The following is a 22,649-nucleotide window of genomic DNA, read 5'->3' as shown; positions in this document are numbered from 1 at the left end:
AGTATTAAACAACTTAAAAAAAAAATATCATGATTAAAAAAATGTTTTTATTAGTATTAGCGGCAGGAATTTTTGCTACTTCATGTAGTAATGATGACGATGGAATCGTAACATCAAGATTAAACTTATCTTTAGACGGGTTAGAAAATTTAGGAAATGATTTTGTTTACGAAGGATGGATAATTGTAGATGGAAACCCTGTTTCTACAGGTGTATTTACGGTAAATGATAATGGGGATTTATCAGAAACAAGTTTCTCGATATCAAAGGAAACACTTGATTCTGCAACTAGATTTGTATTATCTATAGAGCCTGCAATTGACTCAGACCCTGCTCCAGCAGATACAAAGCTTTTGGTAGGTGATTTCACTGGAAACTCAGCTAATGTAAACTCAGCTATAGTTGGAGATTTTAGTAATGCGGCAGGAGCTTTCTTTTTAAGATCTCCAACAGATGAAATTGATCCAGGTAATCCTAACAATATGAATGACCAATATGGTGTATGGTTTGGAACACCAGGAGCTCCTCCAACTCCAAATTTTGTTTTGCCTACATTATCTGCAGGTTGGGCATACGAAGGTTGGGTAGTAGGAGAATCAGGGCCTATAACGACAGGTGTATTTACTGATTTTGATGGAAGAGATGATTTTAATCTGTTTAGTGGTGATGAATTTAAAATGGGCCCTCCAATTCCAGGAGAAGATTTCTTTTTAAATGCCCCAGCAGGCGAAACATTTCCTTTAGATGTAAGAGGAAGAACTGTAGTAATTTCAGTTGAGCCTGTTCCAGATAATTCTCCAGCTCCATTTGCAATGAAGCCCTTAGTAGGAACTGCAGGACAAGAAACTGCTCCTGCAACGCATAACTTTGGTCAAAACTTAGGGTCTTTACCAACAGGTACAGTTACTAGATAAGGTTAAAGTTTATTTTGTTAGATTTAAGGCATAGTTTCTATCTAGATACTATGCCTTATTGTTTTTTACTATGAAATTATCAAAAGGAAAAATAAAGAACATTGTATTTTTTACCTTAATAGGTTTGCTGCTTATTCCTCAAACAAGACAACCAATACAAGTGTTATTGCATAAAAGTTTAGCGCTTTTTAGTCCGTCAATAATTGATGAGTCTAATCAAATTATAGTTGAAGATTATAATTGGATATTGAAAGATGAATCAGGTCTCTCTTTTAATTTCAAAAGCACAAAAGGTAAAGTAGTTTTAATTAATTTTTGGGCTACTTGGTGTCCACCATGTATAGCGGAAATGTCTAGTATGCAAGCTTTATATGAGGATTATAAAGATGTAGTTGAATTTGTTTTTGTTTCAGATGAAAAATTCTCTGTTATTAGTAAATTTATGAATGAAAAGGAATATACATTTAAAGTATATAAACCAATAAGTGAATATCCTAATAAATTTAATATATCTAGTATACCCAGAACATTTTTAATTGATAAATCTGGTAGAATTATTATTGATAAAACTGGTGCAGCTAATTGGAATAGTGAATCAGTTAAAGAAGTTATTAACGATTTGCTTAAGTAGTCTCATGTTTAGTTTCTATCAAATCCATTATAAATAAATTTAGTAGAATAAGTGAGAAAGCATAAACAGTATCTTCAATAGGAATAGAGAATAATCTAATATTTAAGTTTTCTAAGTTATTATACCAAACTACTTCATTTTCGATAAAACTACCTGTTAAAATACCATTTACGATAAAAAAAGGAATTAACATCACTAGAAATGTTAAGTAAAAACTACGTAATAATTCGGTTCTAATATTTATTACAAAACTGGTTAATATGGCTGCTAATGAGAAATTAATTAGGCTATACCATTTATCATAATTAGTAAAAGCTAGTGTAATTAGTATTAAAATAAATAAATAACTTATGATTTTTGTTTTTCCTTTTGATAATTTCAAATTAGGAAAATAATAAACTAATGCATAATGTGTAAAAACACAAGCGTAGGGTATGCATATAAAAAACAACCATTCTTCAATAGGTAAGTAAAATAATTTTGTGCCTAAAAAATAAGTTTCATTAAAGCCCCAAATCCCTTGTTTTGTAAAAATAATATCCCAAGGAATAAAAATTAACATGCTAAAGATTATTCCAATAAATAAAGGCTTCCACAGTTTATAGAATTTTAATTTTGGATGAAAACTAAATAGAAAAGGTACACTTAAAGACCCTAGGTTTAATAATAGATATAAATAATCCATTATTTGTTTTTAAAGTATTTAAAAGGAACGAATAGCATCCCAAAGCATTCTCCATGTTCTTTCCCTAAGTGTTTATGATGAATTTTGTGTGCACGTCTTACACCTTTTGCATACCAATTATTTGCATTTCTAAAAAGCTTAAATCGTTGATGAATAAAAATATCATGAACTAAAAAATAAGACAGACCATAAGCAAAAATACCTAAACCGATAGGGAGACCAGGCCAAAAACTTGTGTATTTCCAGAGTAAAAAGAAACCTATACTAACAACAGCGTAAAAAATAAAGAAGGCATCGTTTCTCTCAAACCAACTATCATGGTCTTTGTGATGATGATCTTTGTGTAAATTCCATAATATACCATGCATGATGTACTTGTGAGTAAACCAAGCCATAAATTCCATAAAACAATAGGTGCCTAAAAATGTAAGTATCCAATATAATGTGTGCATCACGTAAAATTTACATTAAATTTAATTGATATTTTATATAACTCCTTGCTAAAAGTTCTATTTTTTTTGGGTTAGAAACCCGTATTCTAGAATCTTTTATTTTTAATGCAGGTGTTTTTTTGAGTTTTTTAAGAAGTTGGCTGTAGTATCTATAAGCCATAAATACTCCAAACTTAGCTTCAATTGGTAATTTTTTTATACCACTTAACCCTTTTTCAAAATCTTTTTCAATGTCATCAATAATTTCTTTTTTTGATGATTCATCGAGATTTTTTAAGTCCGTATTTGGGAAGTAAGTCCTATCCAAACCTTCAAAATCTGCTTTTAAATCCCTAAGGAAATTTACTTTTTGAAAAGCAGAACCTAAAGCCATGGCGGTATCTTTAAGCTCATTATACTTAAGTCTATCTCCTTTAACAAAGACCTTTAAGCACATTAGTCCAACAACATCTGCAGAGCCATATATGTAATCTTTGTATTCCTCTTCAGTTAGATATTTTGTTTTGTGTAAATCTAGACGCATACTTTTCATAAACGCATCAACAAGAGGTTTATCTATATTATATTTATGAAATGTATATTGAAATGAATTAAGAATAGGATTAAGACTTATTCTATTTTCAAGAGCATGTTCTAAATCATCTGAAAACTTATTGAATAACTCCTCTTTATTATAATCATGAAAAGAATCTACAATTTCATCAGCAAATCTTACAAAACCATAGATATTATAAATGTCTCCTCTAATTGTGTTGTAAAGCATTTTGGTAGCTAACGAGAAAGACGTGCTATATGTTTTTGTTACTAGCTTACTGCTATTGTAAGAAACGGTATCAAATAGTGCTTTCATGTAAAATGCTGTGATGTTTTGTTACTAAATCGGCTACCAATTTTCCTGAAATTAATGAGGGCGGAACGCCAGGACCTGGAACTGTTAATTGGCCGGTGAAAAATAAATTTTCAACTTTTTTGCTTTTTATTTTTGGTCTTAAAAAAGCGGTTTGTAATAATGTGTTTGCCATCCCATATGCATTTCCTTTGTATGAGTTATAATCTTTAATAAAATCATTGATGCAAAAGCTTTCTTTAAATATAATATCACTTTTTACGTTTTGTGATGTAAGTTTTTCAAAACGATTAATGATTTTATCAAAGTATTCATTTCTCAATTCTGCAGTATCATTTAGACCTGGAGCAAGTGGAATTAAAAAGATTCCAGCTTCTTTTCCATCGGGTGCAGCATTACCATCTGTAATACTAGGAAAACTAGCATAAAAAAGAGGATTCTCTGGCCACTTAGGATTGTCATAAATAGCTTCAGCGTGTATATCAAAGTCAACATCAAAAAATAATGTATGATGATTTACATTTTTTAATTTTTTATCAAAACCTACATAGAAAAGTAGTGAAGAAGGAGCAAAAGTCTTTTTTTTCCAGTAATTTTCAGAGTATTGTCTTTTTGATTGTTCTAAAAGTGTTTCTGTGTGATGATAATCAGCGCCACTAACAACAATATCTGAGTAATGGTTTTTACCATTTGATAATAAACCTTTGGCCTCTCCATTTTCAACTATAATTTTATCAATAGGTGAGTTAACTTTTATTTTAACACCTAGTTCTTTTGCTAAATTCTCCATGGCTAGTATAACTTGATACATCCCTTTTTTTGGGTGAAAAGTACCAAGACCAAAATCTGCATAATTCATGAAACTGTAGAAAGACGGAGTGTCACTTGGTTTTGCACCTAAAAAAAGCACAGGAAACTCAAGTATTTTAATCAACCTATCATTTTTAAATTCTTTTCTAACATCCTTTTTGATGGTGCTAAAAAATTGATTTATTTTTTTGATGGTTGCAGGTGTAATTAGCTCTAAGGGTGAAACACCAGGATTATAAACTAAATCTTTAATTGCGATATCGTAATTACTTTTTGCTTTACTTATGAAGGTTTTTAGTTTTTTAGAGCTTCCAGGTTCTTCGTTTTCAAAAGCTTTAGTGATTTTTTCTAGAGTATCTTCTATCGTAATATAATCATCTTCACCAAAATATACACTATAGGCAGGATTCAATTTTTCTAAAGTGTAATAATCTGAAGGTTTTTTGTTAAAATCAGAAAAGAAACGCTCAAAAACGTCTGGCATCCAATACCAAGTTGGACCTATGTCAAATGTGAAACCATCTTTAATGAGTTGTCTTGCTCGACCACCTATAGTAGTATTTTTTTCAAAGATAGTAACTTCATAACCAGCTTTTGCTAAATAGCATGAAGCTGCGAGAGAAGAAAACCCAGAACCTATTATATTTACAGTTGATTTCATATTGTTTAACAAATATAATTAAAAGTTAAACAAAAATAAAATATTTATAAATCTTTAACTAAATTTTCAATAGAATTAAAGATAGAAATTTTTTCAGGAGTGTTTTTTAAGTCTATATCGGTAAGTTTTTTACCTAATATTAAAAGTTCTGTATTATCTTTTTCAAGAAGTAAATCACTAAAATTCTTTAAGTAATCAGGTATGTCTTTGGTTTCAGGATATACTGTGAAATATGAAATGAAGGTTATTTCATTAAAAAATTCTAAAAGATCTGAAAGACTTTCCATAGGAACACTTTCTCCTAGAAATATAGTATGATATCCTTTACTTCTCAATTGATAGTTGATAAATAATAATCCGATATCATGAATTTCATTATCAGGCAAAAATAGAACAAAAGTTTTAGAAACTGGTTTTGGTTCTAGAAGCTGTAATCGTTCAGTATTTAAAAGTATTTTTTGTTTAATATGAACAGATAAGAAATGTTCATGGGCAGGTGTTATAGTATTAGTTTGCCATAATAAACCTATTTCATTAAGTAATGGTAAAAATACGGAATAAAATATCTCACTAAATGTTTTATTTTCTAAGAGGTTGTTGTAAGTACTGTAAAATAAAACTTGATCAAAATTAATCATTGCCATTTTAAGAGCATTAATGGCATGATCTTCAACTTTGGCTCTAGAGGCTATCTCTCTAACTCTAATAGGAATTTCTTCCTCATCAAGATCAGCAATTTTAGAGATTTTTAGACCGTTATTATTTAAATATGAGATGTTTAGGAGTTTCTGAAAGCTGGTTAAACTGTAATTTCTTATATTAGTTTCAGATCTGTTTGGACTTAACAAATTATATCTTTTTTCCCATATCCTAATGGTATGAGCCTTTATACCTGTTAGGTTTTCTAGGTCTTTGATGCTAAAATTAACTTTAATATTGTTCATCAAATTTCATTTTTTATTAAACAAAAATAAGGTTTTTTATTATAAGAACAATAAAAAATTAATGATAAATGGTTTTTGAAGATAATTAAGTGATAGTGCGCACGAGAAGATTCGAACTTCCACATCCTAAAACGGATACTGGCCCCTCAAGCCAGCGCGTCTACCAATTCCGCCACGTGCGCATTGAAATGATGTAAGTAAAAATAAAAAAAGTTAAGCAATAAAGCTTAACTTTTTTTGTGACCGGGCTGGGGCTCGAACCCAGGACCCTCTCCTTAAAAGGGAGATGCTCTACCAACTGAGCTACCAGGTCATTATTCCAAACTAACATATTGCTGTTAGCGGGTGCAAATATAAAATGTTTAATTAATAAAACAATACTTTTTTTGAAGAAATTTTTGTTTTTTTGCGGTTCAAATACGTATGTTTTTAATAATCAATTTATAGCAAGAAAATGATCATTGTATTAATGGGATATATGGCATCTGGAAAGACGTCAATTGGTAAGAAATTAGCAAAAAAATTGAATTATAATTTTCTTGATTTAGATGATTATATAGAAGAGAAGGAGAATTTATCTGTATCTGATGTTTTTAAAGAAAAAGGAGAAATTTATTTTAGAAAACAAGAAGCATATTATTTAGGATGCCTTCTTAAATCTGAAAAAAAGACAGTTTTGTCTGTTGGAGGAGGCACACCTTGTTATAGCGGAAATATGAATATAATTCTTAAAGCAGAGAATGTCAAGAGTCTTTATTTAAAAGCATCTTTACAAACATTGGCAAATAAATTACTCCGAAAAAGAGCAAAGCGACCTTTAATTGCTCATATTGACACTATTGAAAGAATGACTGAATTTGTTGGAAAGCACTTATTTGAGCGTGTGCAGTTTTATAATCAAGCAGAAATAAAAGTATCTATTGATGATAAGGCTAAAGATGATGTTGTTGAAGATATTATTCTAGAATTATTCTAAAACAACCTCGTATTTTCCTTCTAAAATTACCTGAACGTGTTCAAGTAATGAGGTAGATAAAGAAATTCCTTTAAAATCTGCTTTCACAGGATATTTTTTATGATTTCTATTAACCAAAACAGCAGTTTTAAATTGTTTTAATGGGACATTTAAAAAATGTTTTACTCCATAAATTAAAGTAGTTCCAGAATTTAACACATCATCAACTAATACAATTGACTTGTTTTTATAATCTTCTACTGGTATAGATGTTGATACTTCTTGCCAAGGATGTTTTTTATCAATACTTACTTTACACAAAACAGGTTTTATTTCAGATATTTTTTGAAGAACAGTTTTTAATTTTTTTGCAAAAACATAGCCATTTTTATCGATGCCAGCTAAAATTACTTCTTTCTCATCAACGTTGCTCTCATATATCTGAAAAGCAATACGTCTTATTTTGTGATTAATTTCGTTATGATTAAGGATTACATTATTCTTAACTGTCATAAGATTGTTACTTGTAAATTAAAATATAAAATTACTCATTTTCATTTGTAAAATCGTCAATATCTCGTCTATCTTTTTTGGTAGGTCTACCTACTCCTTTTTTTCTATAATAATCTTTTGAGTATTTTAATAGTTCTTGAGCCTCAAATTGATCTTTTGGTGTAGTATCAGTACGGTAAATATCAACTAATTTGGCCCCAATTCTACTATCAGGAATATCATTAACCTTCAATTTGTAATTTATTTGATCTTTTCTAAGTTCAATTATATCTTGCGGATATACTTCTCTACTGGGCTTTACAACATCGCCGTTAACTTTTACATGTCCTTTCTTGCATGCAGTTGTAGCAATTGTTCTTGTTTTGTAATATCTAATACACCATAAATACTTGTCTACACGCATACTAATATTGTGTTAAAGGGCGTTAATATTTTTGCGCAAGAATATATTTAAATTGTATCTTGCAGCCTCAAAAATAAGGAATAATGAGTTTAAGAAAAATTGGTTTTTATTTATTAAGTTTTGTTTTAGTTTGTTTTGCATGCAATAACGATGATGATGGTTTAGGAATTACTGCTCCCGAACTAAGAGATAGAGGTGAACAACAAATTGCTGATAATGATTCTCTAGTTGAGTATTTGAATAATCACTATTACAATGCTGCAGTTTTTGAAAATAATGATAACCCGAGTATTAAGGACTTAGTAATTAAAAAACTTCCTGTAGGTGAGACAGAAGCACCAAATGGTAATGTGATTTTGGGTGATTTATTAAACATACCTAATTCTAATCTAGTAGCTAAATCTGTTGTTTTAGAGGAGACTAATTATATAATATATATATTAACACTTAATGAAGGTGGAGGTAATATATCTCCTAGTTTTTCTGATAATGTCCGTGTTATTTATGAAGGATTTAATTTAGATAATTCTGTTTTTGATAGTGCGGTAACACCTGTTGATTTTGATTTAGTATCATTGATTCCGGGCTGGAGAAAAGTTTTACCAGAATTTAAAGTTTCTGAATCTATAGATGATACAAATGGAGGGCTTAATGATGGTATAGTTAATTATATGAATCATGGAGTAGGTGTTATGTTTGTTCCTTCTGGTTTAGCATATTTTTCCAGTGCTCCAAGTGGTATAGCAGCTTATTCACCAATAATGTTTAAATTTGATTTATTGCAAGCTTTTGAAAACGATCATGACGAGGATGGAATTCCTTCATATAAAGAAGACTTAAATGGTGATGGTGAATTTATTGTAAACTTTGATGATTTGACAGATGAAACAGATGACGATACTGATGGAGATGGAATACTAAATTATTTAGATAATGACGATGACGGAGATGGTATACTAACTATTAATGAAGATTTAAATAATGATGGAGACCCAACAAACGATATTGGCGCAAATGGTATCCCTAATTATTTAGATATTGAAGAAACAGCATCGAAAAACGATTAATTTAAGATTTAATATAAATAAAAAACCTCGCATTAGCGAGGTTTTTTATTTTATAAAACTAGGTTTAAAGTAAAAGAGACAAACTCAAAATTAACTGATCTGGTCTAGTATCTAACCTATTCGTATTAATACCATTATTACCAAGGAAAGTAGCTTCATTATCACTAAAACCACGTTCATACCTTAAATCAATGCCTAATTTTTTAAAGTTAAGACCTATACCAAAATTTAATCCAACAGAAAAGTCGCTTTCAACATCATTTATGGCTATCCCATCAAATTCAGAATCCAAAATGTATTGTAATGAAGGACCTCCAAACACACTAAGCGGACCTAAAACTTTCATTCCAACTAAAAGAGGTGCATCTAGTTTTTGCATTTCAAAACTATCATCATTGTAATCACTTTTTGTACTGGTGTAAATTACTTCAGGTCTGAAATACACTTTGTTTCCAATTTTTCCAAATAATCCAATGTGGTAACCTACATTTCTATCTGGATTTTGTGCATTATTACTAATTGATTCAAAATAATCACCATTAGCATTGTAGTTTAAACCAGCTTTTAAACCAATACCTTGTGCTGTTTGTGCCATAGTAGCAGTAGGAATTGCAATGGCAATCATTAAAATAAAAAATAAATGTTTACTCACGATACTAAAATTTTTTAAGTGCTCGTGAAAGTTTTTTAAACTTTTCATAATGTTCGTTTTTTTAGATTTCATTAACAATATCAAAAACGTTGCCAAAAGTAATTTATTTTCTTTTTAATACAATCATAATCATTATTCAGTTATTTATCTTTGCCTCTTTATAAAGGAATCTAATGAAATTTGAATTACACTCTAAAGATACACAAAGCAAAGCTAGAGCTGGTAAAATAACAACAGATCATGGTGTTATTGAAACCCCAATATTTATGCCTGTAGGTACTGTTGCAACTGTAAAAGGTGTACATCAAAGAGAATTAAAGGATGATATAAATCCAGATATTATTTTGGGTAACACGTATCATTTATACTTACGTCCCCAAACACACATCATTGAGAAAGCAGGAGGACTCCATAAATTTATGAATTGGGATAGAAATATTTTAACTGATTCTGGAGGTTATCAAGTATATTCTTTATCGGCAAATAGAAAAATTAAAGAAGAAGGTGTTAAGTTTAAGTCTCACATTGATGGTAGTTATCATACGTTTACTCCAGAAAACGTAATGGAAATTCAGCGTTCCATCGGAGCTGATATTATTATGGCGTTTGATGAGTGTACTCCTTATCCTTGTGATTATAACTATGCAAAACGCTCAATGCATATGACACATCGTTGGTTAGATAGATGTATTAATCATTTAGAAAAAACACCATTAAAATATGATTATAATCAAACATTTTTTCCAATAGTGCAAGGAAGTACATATAAAGATTTACGCAAGCAATCTGCAGAATATATAGCTAATGCTGGAGCTGTTGGAAATGCTATTGGTGGATTATCTGTTGGTGAACCTGCTGAAGAAATGTATGCCATGACAGATGTTGTTTGCTCAATTCTTCCAGAAGATAAACCAAGATATTTAATGGGTGTAGGCACGCCAATCAATATTTTAGAAAATATTGCGTTAGGTGTAGACATGTTTGATTGTGTTATGCCAACCCGTAATGCAAGAAATGGAATGCTATTTACAGCTCATGGCTCTATAAATATTAAAAATTTAAAATGGGCTGATGATTTTTCACCAATTGATGAAATGGGAATTACGTTTGTAGATACAGAATATAGTAAAGCATATTTAAGACATTTATTTACTGTAAATGAGTTATTAGGAAAGCAAATTGCAACAATTCATAATTTAGGATTTTATTTATGGTTGGTTCGCGAAGCTAGAAAACATATATTAGCTGGGGATTTTAAAGTTTGGAAAGAAAAAATGGTCAAACAAATGAATAACCGCTTGTAGATATATTAATGAAGATTTTAGATTGGTACATATTAAAACGTTATTTGTTTACATTTTTCATGATGTTACTTTTATTTATTCCTATTGGAATAACAGTTCATCTTGCTGAAAAAATCGGAAAAATTCTAGAAAATGAAGTGCCAATAAATGAGGTTTTAATTTATTTTTTAGATTTTACAATTTACTTCGCTCATTTACTATTTCCTTTATTTTTATTTTTATCTGTTATATGGTTTACCTCTAAATTAGCCAATAATACTGAGGTTATTGCTTTTTTAAGTTCTGGTGTTTCTTTTACACGTTTTTTAAGACCATATATGATTGGAGCAGGAATAGTTGCTATACTTGCTATAGTATTAGGTTTGTTTTTAGCGCCTAAAGCCAGTGAAGGGTTTAATGATTTTAGCTATAAATATTTTAAAAGAGGAAAGAGTGCCGTAGAAAACACCAATGTATTTAGGCAAATTAACGACAATGAAATAATTTATGTAAGTAATTTTGACGTTAAAAATAATGTTGGTAATAACTTTACATTAGAGCATTTTGAAGATAATAAGCTTAAGTATAAAATAACAGCTAACAATATTAGATATATTGAGAAAGATACATTGTATAGACTAACAAACTACGTAAAAAGAGATATTGGAGAGCATGAAGATACATTAGAGATTTTAAGAAGAAAAGATACACTTCTTGCGTTTAATGTAGATGATTTAATTCCAGTAATTTATGCTGCTGAAACTAAAATGTATGGCGAGTTAAAAGATTTTATCGCTAAGGAAGAAGCTAGAGGTTCTTCTAATGTTGGGCGTTTTAAATTGGTTTTATATAGAAAATGGAGTTTGCCAGTTTCTGTTTTTATTTTAACTATTATTGCCGTGGCTGTATCTTCAAAAAAGAGGCGAGGAGGTATGGGAGTTAATTTAGCAATAGGTATATGTATTGCTATGGTATTTGTATTCTTCGATAAAATATTTGGTGTTATGGCTGAACAATCCGATTTTAACCCCATAATTGCTGTGTGGTTTCCTAATATCATTTTTGGTATTTTAGCAGCTTACATGCTGTATAATGCTAAGCGATAAAGTAAAAAATCATCTTCATTTACATTTTCTAGTTTTCATTGCTGGCTTTACAGCCATTTTAGGAGAATTAATAAGTATAGAAGCTATACCGTTAGTTTGGTTCAGAATGGCAATTGCTACTATTTTAATATTTATTTATATTAAGGTGGCTAAGGTGAAATTGAAAATTAATTTTAAATCATTCTTAATGCTTTCTATGGCAGGGGTTATTATAGCACTGCATTGGATTACATTTTTTGCTTCTATTAAAGAGGCTAACATATCAATAGCTTTAGCAATGTTTTCAACAGGAGCTTTTTTTGCTTCTTTCATAGAGCCAGTTATTTATAAACGTTCCATTATATGGTACGAGATTCTTTTTGGGATTATTGTTATTGCTGGAGTTTTTATAATAACCCAAAGTGAAATAAAATATCTAACAGGAATAATTTTAGGGATTTCTTCAGCATTTTTCTCATCTTTATTTGCTGTTCTAAATGGAAGTTTTTTGAAAAAACATTCACCTACGGTTATTTCATTTTATGAGTTCTTAAGTGGAGTTTTTTTTATATCCCTATACATGTTGTGCTTTACAGAAGGTTTTTCTGAAGAGTTTTTTAGCTTGAGTCAATCCGATTTTGGCTATCTATTTTTATTAGCTTCAGTTTGTACTGCATATGCTTTTATAGCTTCAGTTCATATTATGAAAACTATTAGTCCTTATACTGTTGTCTTATCTTATAATCTAGAGCCAATTTATGGTATTGTAATGGCTCTAATATTATTTCCAGAGAAAGAAAAAATGAGTATATCTTTTTACTATGGAGCTATTATAATTGTATTAGTCGTGCTTTTAAATGCTATTTTAAAGAATAGTAGAAAATTAAAAAGAAGACATTCTTAGACCACAAACAAAATTAAAGTTTTTATATTTGTACACTAACTAAAGCTAATAGCCAAAAACAGAAATTCTTATGGAATATTTAGAATTTGAACTCCCAATAAAAGAACTTGAAGACCAATTGCAAAAGTGTAAAGTGATTGGTGATGAGAGTGAAGTAGATGTTACAGAAACCTGTAAGCAAATTGAAAAGAAGTTAGCAGCAACACAAAAGGATATATACAAAAATATGACACCATGGCAACGCGTTCAGTTGTCTCGTCATCCAGATAGACCTTACACATTAGATCATATAAAAGCAATTTGTGGTGATTCTTTTTTAGAATTACATGGTGATAGAAGTTTCAAAGATGATAAAGCTATGATTGGTGGTCTAGGTAAAATTGGAGACCAAAGTTTTATGTTTATTGGACAACAAAAAGGGTTCAACACAAAAACAAGACAATATAGAAATTTTGGGATGGCAAATCCTGAAGGTTATAGAAAAGCTTTGCGCTTAATGAAATCTGCTGAAAAGTTTGGAATTCCTGTCGTTACACTTTTAGACACTCCAGGAGCATACCCAGGTTTAGAAGCTGAAGAACGTGGGCAAGGAGAAGCTATTGCTAGGAATATTCTAGAAATGACACGTCTAAAAGTACCCGTAATTACTATTGTTATTGGAGAAGGTGCATCTGGTGGGGCTTTAGGAATAGGTGTTGGGGATCGCGTTTTAATGTTAGAAAATACTTGGTATTCAGTTATTTCTCCAGAATCTTGTTCCTCAATATTATGGCGTAGTTGGGAATATAAAGAACAAGCTGCTGAAGCCTTAAAACTAACAGCTTCAGATATGAAAAAACTTAAATTGGTTGATTCTATTATTAAAGAACCTCTTGGTGGAGCTCATAGAGATAGAGAAAAAACGTTTAAGTCAGTTAGTGATGCCATTGTTAAAAATTACGAGGAACTTAAAAACTTATCACCAAAAGATTTAGTATCCCAGCGTATGGAAAAATATGCGCAAATGGGAGTTTATAAAGGTTAAGACTTTTAAAACAACAACTTACAAAAAAGCTGAAGTGTTTAACTTCGGCTTTTTCATGCTTATTGACAATATTTTTAACTTATTAACAGTTAAATTGTTAACGACTAGTGAACATAGAAGTTAAACAAAACCAACAAACAAGCTCTCTTTTTATTTACTTTTGTAGTTATGAAACTTCCATACTCATACTACTAATATTAAAGATAATCATCAAATGGAAGCTACATTTGACCATTAAAAAACAATATATATACACGTGAAACAACCTAATCAAGTACAAGGCTATAAAGTTGATAAAAGTACAATTATCAATCTTGAAAAAGGAAAAATACCACCTCAAGCACTTGATTTAGAAGAAGTTGTTCTTGGTGCAATGATGATTGATAAAAAGGGTGTAGATGAGGTTATCGATATTCTAAGTGCTGAAGCATTTTACAAAGAAGCTCATCAACATATATTTGAAGCTATTTTTCAGTTATTCGAAAATAGTGAGCCTATTGATTTATTAACCGTTTCAACACAATTAAAGAAAAATTCAAAATTAGAATTATCTGGAGGCGATTTTTATTTAATTTCTTTAACTCAAAAAGTATCATCTTCTGCGCATATTGAGTTTCATGCCCGTATTATTCTTCAAAAATTTATTCAACGAAGTCTTATCAAAATTTCTAGTGAAATTATTGAAGAGTCTTACGATGAAACTAAAGATGTTTTTGATTTATTAGATAAAGCTGAATCTAAATTATATGAGGTTACACAAGGAAACATAAAAAAATCTAGTGAAACTGCTCAAGAATTAGTAATTCAGGCTAAAAAGAAAATTGAAGAGATTTCAAATAAAGAGGGTTTAAGTGGAATTCCCACAGGGTTTAATAAAGTAGATAAATTAACCTCTGGTTGGCAACCATCAGATTTAATTATCATAGCTGCTCGACCTGGTATGGGTAAAACTGCTTTAACCTTATCTATGGCTAGAAATATTGCGGTAGATCAAAATATACCGGTTGCTTTTTTCTCTTTAGAGATGGCTTCAGTTCAGCTAATAACACGTCTCATTTCTAGTGAAACGGGCTTATCCTCAGAAAAATTGAGGACAGGTAAGTTAGAAAAACACGAATGGGAGCAACTAAACGTAAAAGTAAAAGGTTTAGAAAAAGCACCTTTATTTATTGATGATACACCATCACTTTCAATATTTGATTTAAGAGCCAAAGCGCGTCGTTTATCATCTCAACATGGTATTAAACTTATTATGATTGATTATTTGCAGTTAATGACGGGTGGAAGTAATCATGGTGGTAATCGCGAGCAAGAAATTTCAATGATCTCAAGAAACTTAAAAGCTCTTGCTAAAGAGCTAAACGTTCCAGTTATTGCTTTATCACAGTTATCTCGTGCTGTTGAAACGCGTGGAGGAAGTAAACGTCCTTTATTATCTGATTTACGTGAATCTGGGGCAATTGAGCAAGATGCTGATATTGTGAGTTTTATTTATAGACCTGAATATTACAAGATTGACGAATGGGATGATGAAGAACGGTCACCTACAGAAGGGCAAGGTGAGTTTATTGTTGCCAAACACCGTAATGGAGGTTTAGAAAATATTCGTTTAAAATTTATTGGTCATTTGGGTAAGTTTGACAACTTAGATGATTTTGATTCACCGTTTGAGTTTCATTCTAAAATGAATGCGGCAGCAAACGATGATACTTTTAAATCAGACAATTTTAAGGCAAGTCCAGACCAAGCTTTTGGAAGCTCTTTTAATGATGAAGATGATAACGAAGTACCATTTTAACTCCTTAGAAATTATCTAATATTTTTATAAAATTTTTATTCAAGATTATTTTTTGAGTATCTTTCAACCTATGAAGAAAGCCCTATTCATATTAGTGTTTTTAATATCTACGCAAACGTATGCATCTTACATCCTAATACCAATGGATGTAGAGAGTCAAAAGAACCACTTAAAAGCTTATGGAATTACCTTTTGGACTCTCAATAAAGAATTAAAAGTTAAATGGTTATTAAACTTTAAAGGTGGTTCATTCTTACTGCCAGATACAGAGGCTATTCAACGAGAATGTCAAATTAGAGGTGTTTCTTTTGAAATAATCTCTAATGCAAAAGCTGAAAGTATTTTAGAGGATATAGCAAGTCCAAGTCAAAATATGGAAGCTGTTGTTTTAGAAAAGGCGCCAAAAATTGCAGTCTACACTCCAAAAGGAAAGCAACCATGGGATGATGCAGTTACTATGGTATTACAATATGCAGAAATACCTTATGAAACCATTTATGATGAAGAAGTTTTGAATGATGGATTATTGGTTTTCGATTGGTTGCATTTACACCATGAAGATTTTACTGGCCAGTTCGGAAAATTTTATGCTCAGTATAGAGCAGCTTCTTGGTATATAAATGAAAAAAAAGAAGCTGAAGAATTAGCGCAACAACTAGGATATAATAAAGTGTCTGAAGAAAAATTAGCGGTAGCTTTAAAAATCAGAGACTATGTTATTGGTGGTGGTTTTATGTTTGCTATGTGTAGCGCAACTGATAGTTTCGATATTGCGTTATCTGCTGAAGGTGTTGATATTTGCGAACCCATGTTTGATGGAGATGGTAGTGATGCAGGATATCAAAATAAGATAGATTACACCAAAACTTTTGCATTTAATAATTACATATTAGAAAGAAGCCCTAAAGTCTATGAATTCTCTTCAATTGATATGACTAGGAAAAGGATGATTTCTAAAACAACAGATTATTTTTCATTGATGGAGTTTTCAGCAAAATGGGATCCAATACCTACTATGCTTTGTCAAAACCATACAGCTTTGGTTAAAGGTTTTATGGGGCAAACTACGTCTTTTACTAGAGATGAAATAAAATCTAATGTATTAGTTATGGGTGAAACAAAAATAAATGGAGAAGCTAAATATATTCACGGTATAAAAGGAAAAGGTTTTTTTACGTTTTATGGAGGGCATGATCCCGAAGATTATCAACATAGGGTAGGAGATTCTAAAACAGAATTAGATTTGCATCCAACATCACCAGGTTATCGTTTAATATTAAATAACGTTTTATTTCCAGCAGCAAGAAAAAAGAAACAAAAAACTTAAATATGGCATCAAAAAAATCAATCCTTAGAAAAATTCAAATAGTTATTACAAAACACTTTGATACACCTGAAGATGCATTTAATTTCTTTGATAAAAGTGGAGATGGAAAGCTATCAAAAAAAGAAATTTCACGCCTTTTGAAAGAAGCCGAAATAAACGGTTTTATTAGAGGTATTGTAACCTCAAAGCTTATCGAGGGTTATGATAAAGATGGCGATGGCTATATAAGCTGGAAAGAGTTTAAAGTTGCTGTTAATGAAATATCTAAAAAAACAAAATAGTTTTAATTTATAACAATTGTCTGTTTGTCAAATTCATAAATATATTCATCAGCTACATTCCCTGTAGATTGATTAGTGCGATCGATAGTAAGTATTTCTCCATCCTGTGAGAAGGTAATAAGTCCATATTCATCAATATCAATAACTAAAAATAAGTTATCATCGTTATCATTAATAAAAAAATAATCATAGTTTCCTGAGTTAAGACCGTCTTCTAAAACATCATCATCATTATTATTTTGTATAATTAAACGACTGTTAAATTCATCAAAAATCCAAATAACATCATCTATTTCAAAACTATGGTTATCCCCAGATATCCCTCCAGAAACATTAACTAAATGCCATTGAATAACAGTTGTTTCTTGATTTGTTATGTCATTATTATCATCTGGTAAACAATTTGTAAATAGAAATATGCTAAAAAATAGTATTACTAATTTAGTTTTCATAAGTAAGTAGTTTTGTAATAAATAGATGAAAAATTATCTAAATGGTTGCGTAAATTTCAATATTTTTTTAAATAAATGTGCTTATTTAAGAATAAATTTTACATTAAAACAAAAAAATCCGACTCTTTCGAATCGGATTTTTTTGTAAATAATTTTTATAATTTTGTTAGTGTCCTGAACTTACTTTAAAATAAGTTGCCCAATTGTTTCCTGGAAAATCACATCCATCACCCCATGCAGTTTCTTCACAGTCTCCTGGCTCATTACAAGTAACTGGTACTGAAATAAAGATAGGTTGTAATTGCCTGTTTTTATCAACTAAGGCGATGGCAACTAGTTCGTCACATCCTGGAATAAAACCATCTCCATTATCAACTGCCAAGTTGTAAATTTCTGTTCCTTTAGCTACACTCCAATCATCTCCTAGATAAACACATGCATTACAATTTGCATCATCTATAAGCTCCCATATTGCCCACTGAATATCACCGAAACTATAGCCTTGACTTATAAAGTCTTGGTTCATTATCCAGTTTATTGAGTCAAAAGTGTCAGGGTTTTCAAAAAGCCCCCCTGGCATTGCATTTAAAGAAGAATAAACATCAGCTTCAAAGCATTGGTCATCATTAAGACTTAAATCTACATCAATACACCAAGCGTCATACATTCCTGTCAAACTATTTTCAGGATCAATAGTAATATTAAAATAACTATCTTCTGCATCAACTCCTTTATCATTAACACATACACTTACTGTTTCAGGTAGATTTGATAAAATATCATCTTCATTTGAATCAGCAACACAATTAACTACTGCATGAGCAGCTATATAAGAACCTTTAGATGTTGGAACTTCATATGAATATGAATCTACACAATCATGCGAATTACTATATTCAAAATGACCATTTTTCGGGTTTCCTCCACCACTGATTGGGAAGTCTTCTGGTGCTTGAACTACTGATAAATGCGTAGTAGTTAAACAATAACCACTATCAGTAATATTATAGGTAATAATGTAATTACCATCATTAACTTCAACAGCAACATTACCAACAAGGATGTTTTGTCCTGCATACAAATCGGTTTGACTAGAAATAACACACTCTTGAGATAAATCAAAAGTAGCACCATTTGATTTTTTTCCTTTTTTTGCTTCAAAAGAAATAGATGCATTTAAATCGGAAACTTGTTCTTCTTCAATTAAGGTTTCAGTCTCACAGCTAACTACATATAGTAATGCTGTAATAAAAAAGATTCTAACAAAGTAATTAGTAAATTTGTTTTTCATAATAGCTTGTTTTAAAAGATTGGTTTATTTTGAGAGAATAATGCTATCTATGTAAATGTAGATATGATTTTAATTATCACATAAAAAATAAGTTACATAGCATAATAAATCGATAAAATCAATTTAACATTCTTATTATCTGCTATTTAATCTTTTGGCGATAAACCAGTTAAAAATTGAAAATAAAAAAATCCGACTCTTTCGAATCGGATTTTTATTAAGCGAATAATATGTTTTACAATAGGCTAAGCGCCTTATTTTACTTTATCAACTACAGCTTTAAAAGCCTCAGGGTTATTCATAGCTAAATCTGCTAAAACCTTACGGTTTAATTCAATGTCATTAGCTTTTAATTTCCCCATAAATTGAGAATAAGATAATCCATGTTCTCTGGCTCCAGCGTTAATACGCGTGATCCATAATGCACGGAATGTTCTCTTTTTGTTTCTACGGTCTCTATACGAGTATTGCATCGCTTTGTCAACCGCATTTTTTGCTACTGTCCAAACGTTTTTACGTCTTCCAAAGTAACCTTTTGCTTGTTTAAGCACTTTTTTTCTTCTGGCTCTTTTTGCTACAGAATTTACTGATCTTGGCATAATTTTAATGTGTTTTTGTAGTAGGCGGTCAATTAATTGACACTTTTTTATTTGCCTAACTCCAGGGTTTATAAATTGTTTAACCGATTAAAATAATATTACTTTAAACGTAACATTGTTTTAATGTTATCCTCGTCTGATTTATGTACTAAACCATCATGAGTTAACTTAAGCTTACGCTTTTTAGACTTCTTTGTTAAGATGTGACTCTTAAAAGCGTGCTTTCTTTTAATTTTACCAGTACCTGTAAGCTTAAAACGCTTTTTGGCACTAGATTTTGTTTTCATTTTAGGCATTTTCTTTTCCTAGTTTTAATTATTTCGCTTAATTATCTTTAATGTTTTTACTTTTTTGGAGCAATAAACATAGTCATTCTTTTTCCTTCAAGTCTAGGCATTTGTTCAACTTTACCAAACTCTTCTAAATCTTGAGCCAGACGTAATAATAATATATGTCCTTTTTCTTTAAATATGATTGAACGTCCTTTGAAGAATACAAAAGCTTTAAGTTTTGCACCTTCTTTTAAGAACTTCTCAGCATGTTTCTTTTTAAATTCGTAATCATGGTCGTCAGTATTCGGACCAAAACGAATCTCTTTTATTATAACTTTAGTAGCCTTAGACTTTAAAGCTTTGTCACGTTTCTTTTGCTCGTAAAGAAACTTTTTATAATCCATAACCTTGCAAACAGGTGGGTCAGCATTAGGAGAAATCTCTACTAAATCTAACTCTTGTTCATTTGCAATTCGCATTGCATCACCTTTGGTGTAAATACCAATTTCTACATTGTCTCCTACAAGACGTAGTTTTTGTGCTGTAATTTTAGAGTTAATCTTATGTTTATCCTCTTGTGAAACCCTTCTAGGTTGCTGTCTTCTTCTAATTGCTATGGCGTTATGGTTTTAAATTAAACTTATTATTTTTATATGTTAAAACGATTTTAACGTTTTCTTAATGTCCTCTTTTATTATTTTAGTAAATTCATCTACAGAAATCATGCCTAAATCTGCACCTCCATGTTGTCTTACAGAAATCTTGCCTTCTTGTTCTTCTTGCTCCCCAATAATAATCATATAGGGGTGTTTTTGCATTTCGGCTTCACGAATTTTCTTCCCTATAGTCTCATTTCTATGGTCTACAAGGGCGCGAATTTCGTCATTTTCTAGCAAATTTAAAACTTTTTCAGAGTATTTTTCATATTTCTCACTAATTGATAATATTATAGTTTGAACAGGCATCAACCAAAGCGGGAAATTTCCTCCTGTATGTTCCAACAATAATGCTACAAAACGCTCCATACTACCAAATGGTGCGCGATGTATCATAATAGGCCTGTGTAGCTCATTATCACTACCTTTATATGTTAAATCAAAACGCTCAGGTAATGTGTAATCAACCTGAATAGTACCTAGTTGCCAGCGTCTACCTAAAGCATCTTTTACCATGAAATCTAGCTTGGGTCCGTAAAAAGCAGCTTCGCCAGTTTCAATAACATAATCTAATCCCTTATCTTGAGCTGCATTTATAATAGCTTGCTCTGCTTTTTCCCAGTTTTCTATATCACCAATATATTTATCAGGATTTTCAGGATCTCTTACAGAAACTTGAGCTGTAAAATTTTCAAACCCTAAAGAACCAAAAACGTATAACACTAAGTCAATAACATCTTTAAATTCTTTGTCTAATTGATCTGGCGTACAAAACAAATGGGCATCATCTTGCGTAAAACCTCTAACACGAGTTAAACCGTGTAATTCGCCACTTTGTTCATATCTATAAACCGTACCAAATTCAGCAAAACGTTTTGGTAAATCTTTATAGCTCCATTGCGATGATTTATAAATTTCACAATGATGTGGACAATTCATGGGCTTCAATAAAAACTCTTCATCGTCCTTAGGTGTTAAAATAGGCTGAAAACTATCCTCACCATACTTGGCATAATGTCCAGATGTTACATATAAATCTTTGTGTCCTATATGTGGTGTTACCACCATCTCATAACCTGCTTTTTTTTGAGCAGCTTTCAAAAAATTCTCCAAGCGCTCACGTAAAGCAGCGCCTTTAGGTAACCACAAAGGTAAACCCTGTCCAACCTTTTGCGAAAACGTAAAAAGCTCTAACTCCTTACCAAGTTTTCTATGGTCACGTTTTTTAGCCTCCTCAAGCATGTGTAAATATTCAGTAAGCTCTTTTTGTTTCGGGAAAGAAATTCCATAAACACGAGTAAGCTGTGGTTTATTCTCATCACCACGCCAGTAAGCACCAGCAACACTAAGTATTTTTACAGCCTTAATAATCCCAGTATTAGGGATGTGGCCTCCACGACATAAATCCGTAAACGTTGAGTGGTCACAAAACGTAATCGTGCCATCCTCTAAATTCTCAATCAATTCTGTTTTAAATTCATTGTCCTTATATAAGGATAGAGCTTCCGCCTTAGAAACCGCTCTCAAATTAAAATCATGCTTCCCTCGTGCAATCTCCAACATCTTGGTTTCAATAGCCTTAAAGTCCTTTTCAGCAACACTATGGTCACCAAAATCTACATCATAATAAAACCCATTCTCAATCGCAGGCCCAATAGTAAGCTTCGCACCATCATACAATTCCTCAATAGCCTGAGCCAGCACGTGAGCCGAAGAGTGCCAAAAAGCAGTCTTGCCAGCATCATCACGCCACGTAAATAAAACCAGCGAACCGTCCGTGGTTAATGGTGTTACCGTTTCCACAGTTGAACCATTAAAACTCGCCGAAATCACATTTCTAGCAAACCCCTCGCTAATGCTTTTCGCAACATCCATCGGTGTAACGCCCTCATCAAACGTCTTCACACTACCATCAGGTAAAGTAATATGTATCATAAATAAAATTGAAATTCGCCTGCAAAGATAATAGTATAAACAAACCCACACAATATATATATAAGTATAATTTATTTTCAGGGCGTTCCCTTCGCAAAAGCTACGGTTTGGCTATCCGTTCCAAGTCCTCGCACTTCTCCCGATAGTTATCGGGATCAGGCTGTGGGCTATCCACTACTATCCCTAACGCGGGCAAATCCGCTAAAGT

25 protein-coding genes and 2 tRNA genes are annotated in these 22,649 nt (G+C 31.2%); 11 read left to right on the top strand and 16 right to left on the bottom strand.

Annotated elements, in window-relative coordinates; genetic code table 11:
- Positions 1-29 precede the first annotated feature (29 nt).
- Positions 30-914: an anti-sigma factor gene (locus tag DIS18_RS00135; RefSeq protein WP_109351026.1), complete on the top strand. Its 885-nt coding sequence runs from the start codon at positions 30-32 to the stop codon at positions 912-914.
- A 70-nt stretch (positions 915-984) separates the two neighbouring features.
- Positions 985-1,545: a TlpA family protein disulfide reductase gene (locus tag DIS18_RS00130; protein ID WP_109351025.1), complete on the top strand. Its 561-nt coding sequence runs from the start codon at positions 985-987 to the stop codon at positions 1,543-1,545.
- Here the strand turns inward: DIS18_RS00130 and DIS18_RS00125 are convergent.
- From DIS18_RS00125 to DIS18_RS00095, 7 genes are all read right to left on the bottom strand, one after another.
- On the bottom strand, positions 1,538-2,230 hold the full coding sequence (locus DIS18_RS00125) for a lycopene cyclase domain-containing protein (protein WP_109351024.1): 693 nt from the start codon (positions 2,228-2,230) through the stop codon (positions 1,538-1,540). The genes DIS18_RS00130 and DIS18_RS00125 overlap by 8 nt on opposite strands.
- Positions 2,230-2,682: a sterol desaturase family protein gene (locus DIS18_RS00120; RefSeq protein ID WP_109351023.1), complete on the bottom strand. Its 453-nt coding sequence runs from the start codon at positions 2,680-2,682 to the stop codon at positions 2,230-2,232. The genes DIS18_RS00125 and DIS18_RS00120 overlap by 1 nt, the downstream gene beginning before the upstream one ends.
- Positions 2,683-2,692: 10 nt before the next feature.
- Entirely contained in the window at positions 2,693-3,532 is an 840-nt protein-coding gene (locus DIS18_RS00115) for a phytoene/squalene synthase family protein (protein WP_109351022.1), read from the bottom strand.
- Positions 3,516-5,000: a phytoene desaturase family protein gene (locus DIS18_RS00110; protein ID WP_109351021.1), complete on the bottom strand. Its 1,485-nt coding sequence runs from the start codon at positions 4,998-5,000 to the stop codon at positions 3,516-3,518. Before DIS18_RS00110 ends, DIS18_RS00115 begins: the two co-directional genes overlap by 17 nt.
- Positions 5,001-5,044: 44 nt before the next feature.
- Positions 5,045-5,944, bottom strand: a complete 900-nt coding sequence (locus DIS18_RS00105; protein ID WP_109351020.1) for a MerR family transcriptional regulator — start codon at positions 5,942-5,944, stop codon at positions 5,045-5,047.
- Positions 5,945-6,040: 96 nt separating this feature from the next.
- Positions 6,041-6,126, bottom strand: a tRNA-Leu gene (locus DIS18_RS00100).
- 58 nt (positions 6,127-6,184) lie between these two features.
- Positions 6,185-6,257: transfer RNA gene (locus DIS18_RS00095), tRNA-Lys, on the bottom strand.
- 141 nt (positions 6,258-6,398) lie between these two features.
- On the opposite strand from DIS18_RS00095, the gene DIS18_RS00090 reads away from it, so the two are divergent.
- Entirely contained in the window at positions 6,399-6,920 is a 522-nt protein-coding gene (locus DIS18_RS00090; RefSeq protein ID WP_109351019.1) for a shikimate kinase, read from the top strand.
- On the opposite strand, the gene DIS18_RS00085 is transcribed toward DIS18_RS00090, so the two are convergent.
- Both DIS18_RS00085 and DIS18_RS00080 read right to left on the bottom strand, forming a co-directional pair.
- Positions 6,912-7,412, bottom strand: a complete 501-nt coding sequence (locus DIS18_RS00085) for a phosphoribosyltransferase domain-containing protein (RefSeq protein ID WP_109351018.1) — start codon at positions 7,410-7,412, stop codon at positions 6,912-6,914. The two genes, DIS18_RS00090 and DIS18_RS00085, sit on opposite strands and share 9 nt — an antisense overlap.
- 31 nt (positions 7,413-7,443) lie before the next feature.
- The gene (locus tag DIS18_RS00080; protein WP_109351017.1) at positions 7,444-7,815 is read right to left on the bottom strand and encodes an RNA-binding S4 domain-containing protein; all 372 of its coding nucleotides are present in this window, start codon (positions 7,813-7,815) and stop codon (positions 7,444-7,446) included.
- Positions 7,816-7,898: 83 nt separating this feature from the next.
- On the opposite strand from DIS18_RS00080, the gene DIS18_RS00075 reads away from it, so the two are divergent.
- Positions 7,899-8,882, top strand: a complete 984-nt coding sequence (locus DIS18_RS00075; RefSeq protein ID WP_109351016.1) for an FKBP-type peptidyl-prolyl cis-trans isomerase — start codon at positions 7,899-7,901, stop codon at positions 8,880-8,882.
- A 64-nt stretch (positions 8,883-8,946) separates the two neighbouring features.
- Here the strand turns inward: DIS18_RS00075 and DIS18_RS00070 are convergent, their stop codons facing one another.
- A complete protein-coding gene (locus DIS18_RS00070) occupies positions 8,947-9,507 on the bottom strand; it encodes an outer membrane beta-barrel protein (protein WP_245925632.1) in 561 nt (186 codons plus the stop codon).
- Positions 9,508-9,707: 200 nt separating this feature from the next.
- Between DIS18_RS00070 and tgt the strand changes: the two genes are divergently transcribed.
- The 7 genes from tgt (at position 9,708) to DIS18_RS00035 (ending at position 17,236) form a co-directional block, all read left to right on the top strand.
- Positions 9,708-10,838 carry a tRNA guanosine(34) transglycosylase Tgt gene (gene tgt, locus DIS18_RS00065; protein WP_109351014.1) on the top strand — a complete coding sequence of 377 codons (1,131 nt, stop codon included), beginning with the start codon at positions 9,708-9,710 and terminating at the stop codon, positions 10,836-10,838.
- 8 nt (positions 10,839-10,846) lie between these two features.
- A complete protein-coding gene (locus tag DIS18_RS00060; RefSeq protein WP_109351013.1) occupies positions 10,847-11,923 on the top strand; it encodes an LptF/LptG family permease in 1,077 nt (358 codons plus the stop codon).
- Positions 11,910-12,806: a DMT family transporter gene (locus DIS18_RS00055; protein WP_109351012.1), complete on the top strand. Its 897-nt coding sequence runs from the start codon at positions 11,910-11,912 to the stop codon at positions 12,804-12,806. Before DIS18_RS00060 ends, DIS18_RS00055 begins: the two co-directional genes overlap by 14 nt.
- 70 nt (positions 12,807-12,876) lie before the next feature.
- Entirely contained in the window at positions 12,877-13,830 is a 954-nt protein-coding gene (locus DIS18_RS00050; RefSeq protein ID WP_109351011.1) for an acetyl-CoA carboxylase carboxyltransferase subunit alpha, read from the top strand.
- Positions 13,831-14,086: 256 nt separating this feature from the next.
- Positions 14,087-15,628 (top strand): replicative DNA helicase, encoded by a 1,542-nt coding sequence (dnaB, locus tag DIS18_RS00045; protein WP_109351010.1) that lies wholly within the window; start codon positions 14,087-14,089, stop codon positions 15,626-15,628.
- Positions 15,629-15,698: 70 nt separating this feature from the next.
- Positions 15,699-16,955 (top strand): asparagine synthetase B, encoded by a 1,257-nt coding sequence (locus DIS18_RS00040; RefSeq protein ID WP_181363960.1) that lies wholly within the window; start codon positions 15,699-15,701, stop codon positions 16,953-16,955.
- Between the two features lie 2 nt (positions 16,956-16,957).
- A complete protein-coding gene (locus DIS18_RS00035) occupies positions 16,958-17,236 on the top strand; it encodes an EF-hand domain-containing protein (RefSeq protein WP_109351009.1) in 279 nt (92 codons plus the stop codon).
- Between the two features lie 2 nt (positions 17,237-17,238).
- Here the strand turns inward: DIS18_RS00035 and DIS18_RS00030 are convergent, their stop codons facing one another.
- The 6 genes from DIS18_RS00030 to thrS form a co-directional block, all read right to left on the bottom strand.
- Positions 17,239-17,688, bottom strand: a complete 450-nt coding sequence (locus DIS18_RS00030; RefSeq protein WP_109351008.1) for a hypothetical protein — start codon at positions 17,686-17,688, stop codon at positions 17,239-17,241.
- 166 nt (positions 17,689-17,854) lie between these two features.
- On the bottom strand, positions 17,855-18,979 hold the full coding sequence (locus DIS18_RS00025) for a hypothetical protein (RefSeq protein ID WP_109351007.1): 1,125 nt from the start codon (positions 18,977-18,979) through the stop codon (positions 17,855-17,857).
- A 254-nt stretch (positions 18,980-19,233) separates the two neighbouring features.
- Positions 19,234-19,578 (bottom strand): 50S ribosomal protein L20, encoded by a 345-nt coding sequence (gene rplT / locus DIS18_RS00020; protein ID WP_109351006.1) that lies wholly within the window; start codon positions 19,576-19,578, stop codon positions 19,234-19,236.
- Positions 19,579-19,676: 98 nt separating this feature from the next.
- Positions 19,677-19,874: a 50S ribosomal protein L35 gene (gene rpmI, locus DIS18_RS00015; RefSeq protein WP_045468309.1), complete on the bottom strand. Its 198-nt coding sequence runs from the start codon at positions 19,872-19,874 to the stop codon at positions 19,677-19,679.
- Positions 19,875-19,921: 47 nt separating this feature from the next.
- Positions 19,922-20,467, bottom strand: coding sequence for a translation initiation factor IF-3 (gene infC / locus DIS18_RS00010; RefSeq protein WP_219930756.1), 546 nt, complete (start codon positions 20,465-20,467; stop codon positions 19,922-19,924).
- A 39-nt stretch (positions 20,468-20,506) separates the two neighbouring features.
- A complete protein-coding gene (gene thrS, locus DIS18_RS00005; protein ID WP_109351004.1) occupies positions 20,507-22,441 on the bottom strand; it encodes a threonine--tRNA ligase in 1,935 nt (644 codons plus the stop codon).
- Between the last annotated feature and the right edge of the window lie 208 nt (positions 22,442-22,649).

The organism is Algibacter marinivivus (assembly GCF_003143755.1).
Taxonomy (GTDB): Bacteria; Bacteroidota; Bacteroidia; order Flavobacteriales; family Flavobacteriaceae; genus Algibacter_B; species Algibacter_B marinivivus.
This window is presented reverse-complemented; position numbering and strand designations above follow the sequence as displayed.

Bases quoted from the DNA above. Each gene is read 5' to 3' on its own strand.
- DIS18_RS00135 (WP_109351026.1), top strand. From the start codon at position 30: ATGATTAAAAAAATGTTTTTATTAGTATTAGCGGCAGGAATTTTTGCT.
- DIS18_RS00130 (WP_109351025.1), top strand. From the start codon at position 985: ATGAAATTATCAAAAGGAAAAATAAAGAACATTGTATTTTTTACCTTA.
- DIS18_RS00125 (WP_109351024.1), bottom strand. From the start codon at position 2,230: ATGGATTATTTATATCTATTATTAAACCTAGGGTCTTTAAGTGTACCT.
- DIS18_RS00120 (WP_109351023.1), bottom strand. From the start codon at position 2,682: ATGCACACATTATATTGGATACTTACATTTTTAGGCACCTATTGTTTT.
- DIS18_RS00115 (WP_109351022.1), bottom strand. From the start codon at position 3,532: ATGAAAGCACTATTTGATACCGTTTCTTACAATAGCAGTAAGCTAGTA.
- DIS18_RS00110 (WP_109351021.1), bottom strand. From the start codon at position 5,000: ATGAAATCAACTGTAAATATAATAGGTTCTGGGTTTTCTTCTCTCGCA.
- DIS18_RS00105 (WP_109351020.1), bottom strand. From the start codon at position 5,944: ATGAACAATATTAAAGTTAATTTTAGCATCAAAGACCTAGAAAACCTA.
- DIS18_RS00090 (WP_109351019.1), top strand. From the start codon at position 6,399: ATGATCATTGTATTAATGGGATATATGGCATCTGGAAAGACGTCAATT.
- DIS18_RS00085 (WP_109351018.1), bottom strand. From the start codon at position 7,412: ATGACAGTTAAGAATAATGTAATCCTTAATCATAACGAAATTAATCAC.
- DIS18_RS00080 (WP_109351017.1), bottom strand. From the start codon at position 7,815: ATGCGTGTAGACAAGTATTTATGGTGTATTAGATATTACAAAACAAGA.
- DIS18_RS00075 (WP_109351016.1), top strand. From the start codon at position 7,899: ATGAGTTTAAGAAAAATTGGTTTTTATTTATTAAGTTTTGTTTTAGTT.
- DIS18_RS00070 (WP_245925632.1), bottom strand. From the start codon at position 9,507: ATGATTGCCATTGCAATTCCTACTGCTACTATGGCACAAACAGCACAA.
- tgt (WP_109351014.1), top strand. From the start codon at position 9,708: ATGAAATTTGAATTACACTCTAAAGATACACAAAGCAAAGCTAGAGCT.
- DIS18_RS00060 (WP_109351013.1), top strand. From the start codon at position 10,847: ATGAAGATTTTAGATTGGTACATATTAAAACGTTATTTGTTTACATTT.
- DIS18_RS00055 (WP_109351012.1), top strand. From the start codon at position 11,910: ATGCTAAGCGATAAAGTAAAAAATCATCTTCATTTACATTTTCTAGTT.
- DIS18_RS00050 (WP_109351011.1), top strand. From the start codon at position 12,877: ATGGAATATTTAGAATTTGAACTCCCAATAAAAGAACTTGAAGACCAA.
- DIS18_RS00040 (WP_181363960.1), top strand. From the start codon at position 15,699: ATGAAGAAAGCCCTATTCATATTAGTGTTTTTAATATCTACGCAAACG.
- DIS18_RS00035 (WP_109351009.1), top strand. From the start codon at position 16,958: ATGGCATCAAAAAAATCAATCCTTAGAAAAATTCAAATAGTTATTACA.
- DIS18_RS00030 (WP_109351008.1), bottom strand. From the start codon at position 17,688: ATGAAAACTAAATTAGTAATACTATTTTTTAGCATATTTCTATTTACA.
- DIS18_RS00025 (WP_109351007.1), bottom strand. From the start codon at position 18,979: ATGAAAAACAAATTTACTAATTACTTTGTTAGAATCTTTTTTATTACA.
- rplT (WP_109351006.1), bottom strand. From the start codon at position 19,578: ATGCCAAGATCAGTAAATTCTGTAGCAAAAAGAGCCAGAAGAAAAAAA.
- rpmI (WP_045468309.1), bottom strand. From the start codon at position 19,874: ATGCCTAAAATGAAAACAAAATCTAGTGCCAAAAAGCGTTTTAAGCTT.
- thrS (WP_109351004.1), bottom strand. From the start codon at position 22,441: ATGATACATATTACTTTACCTGATGGTAGTGTGAAGACGTTTGATGAG.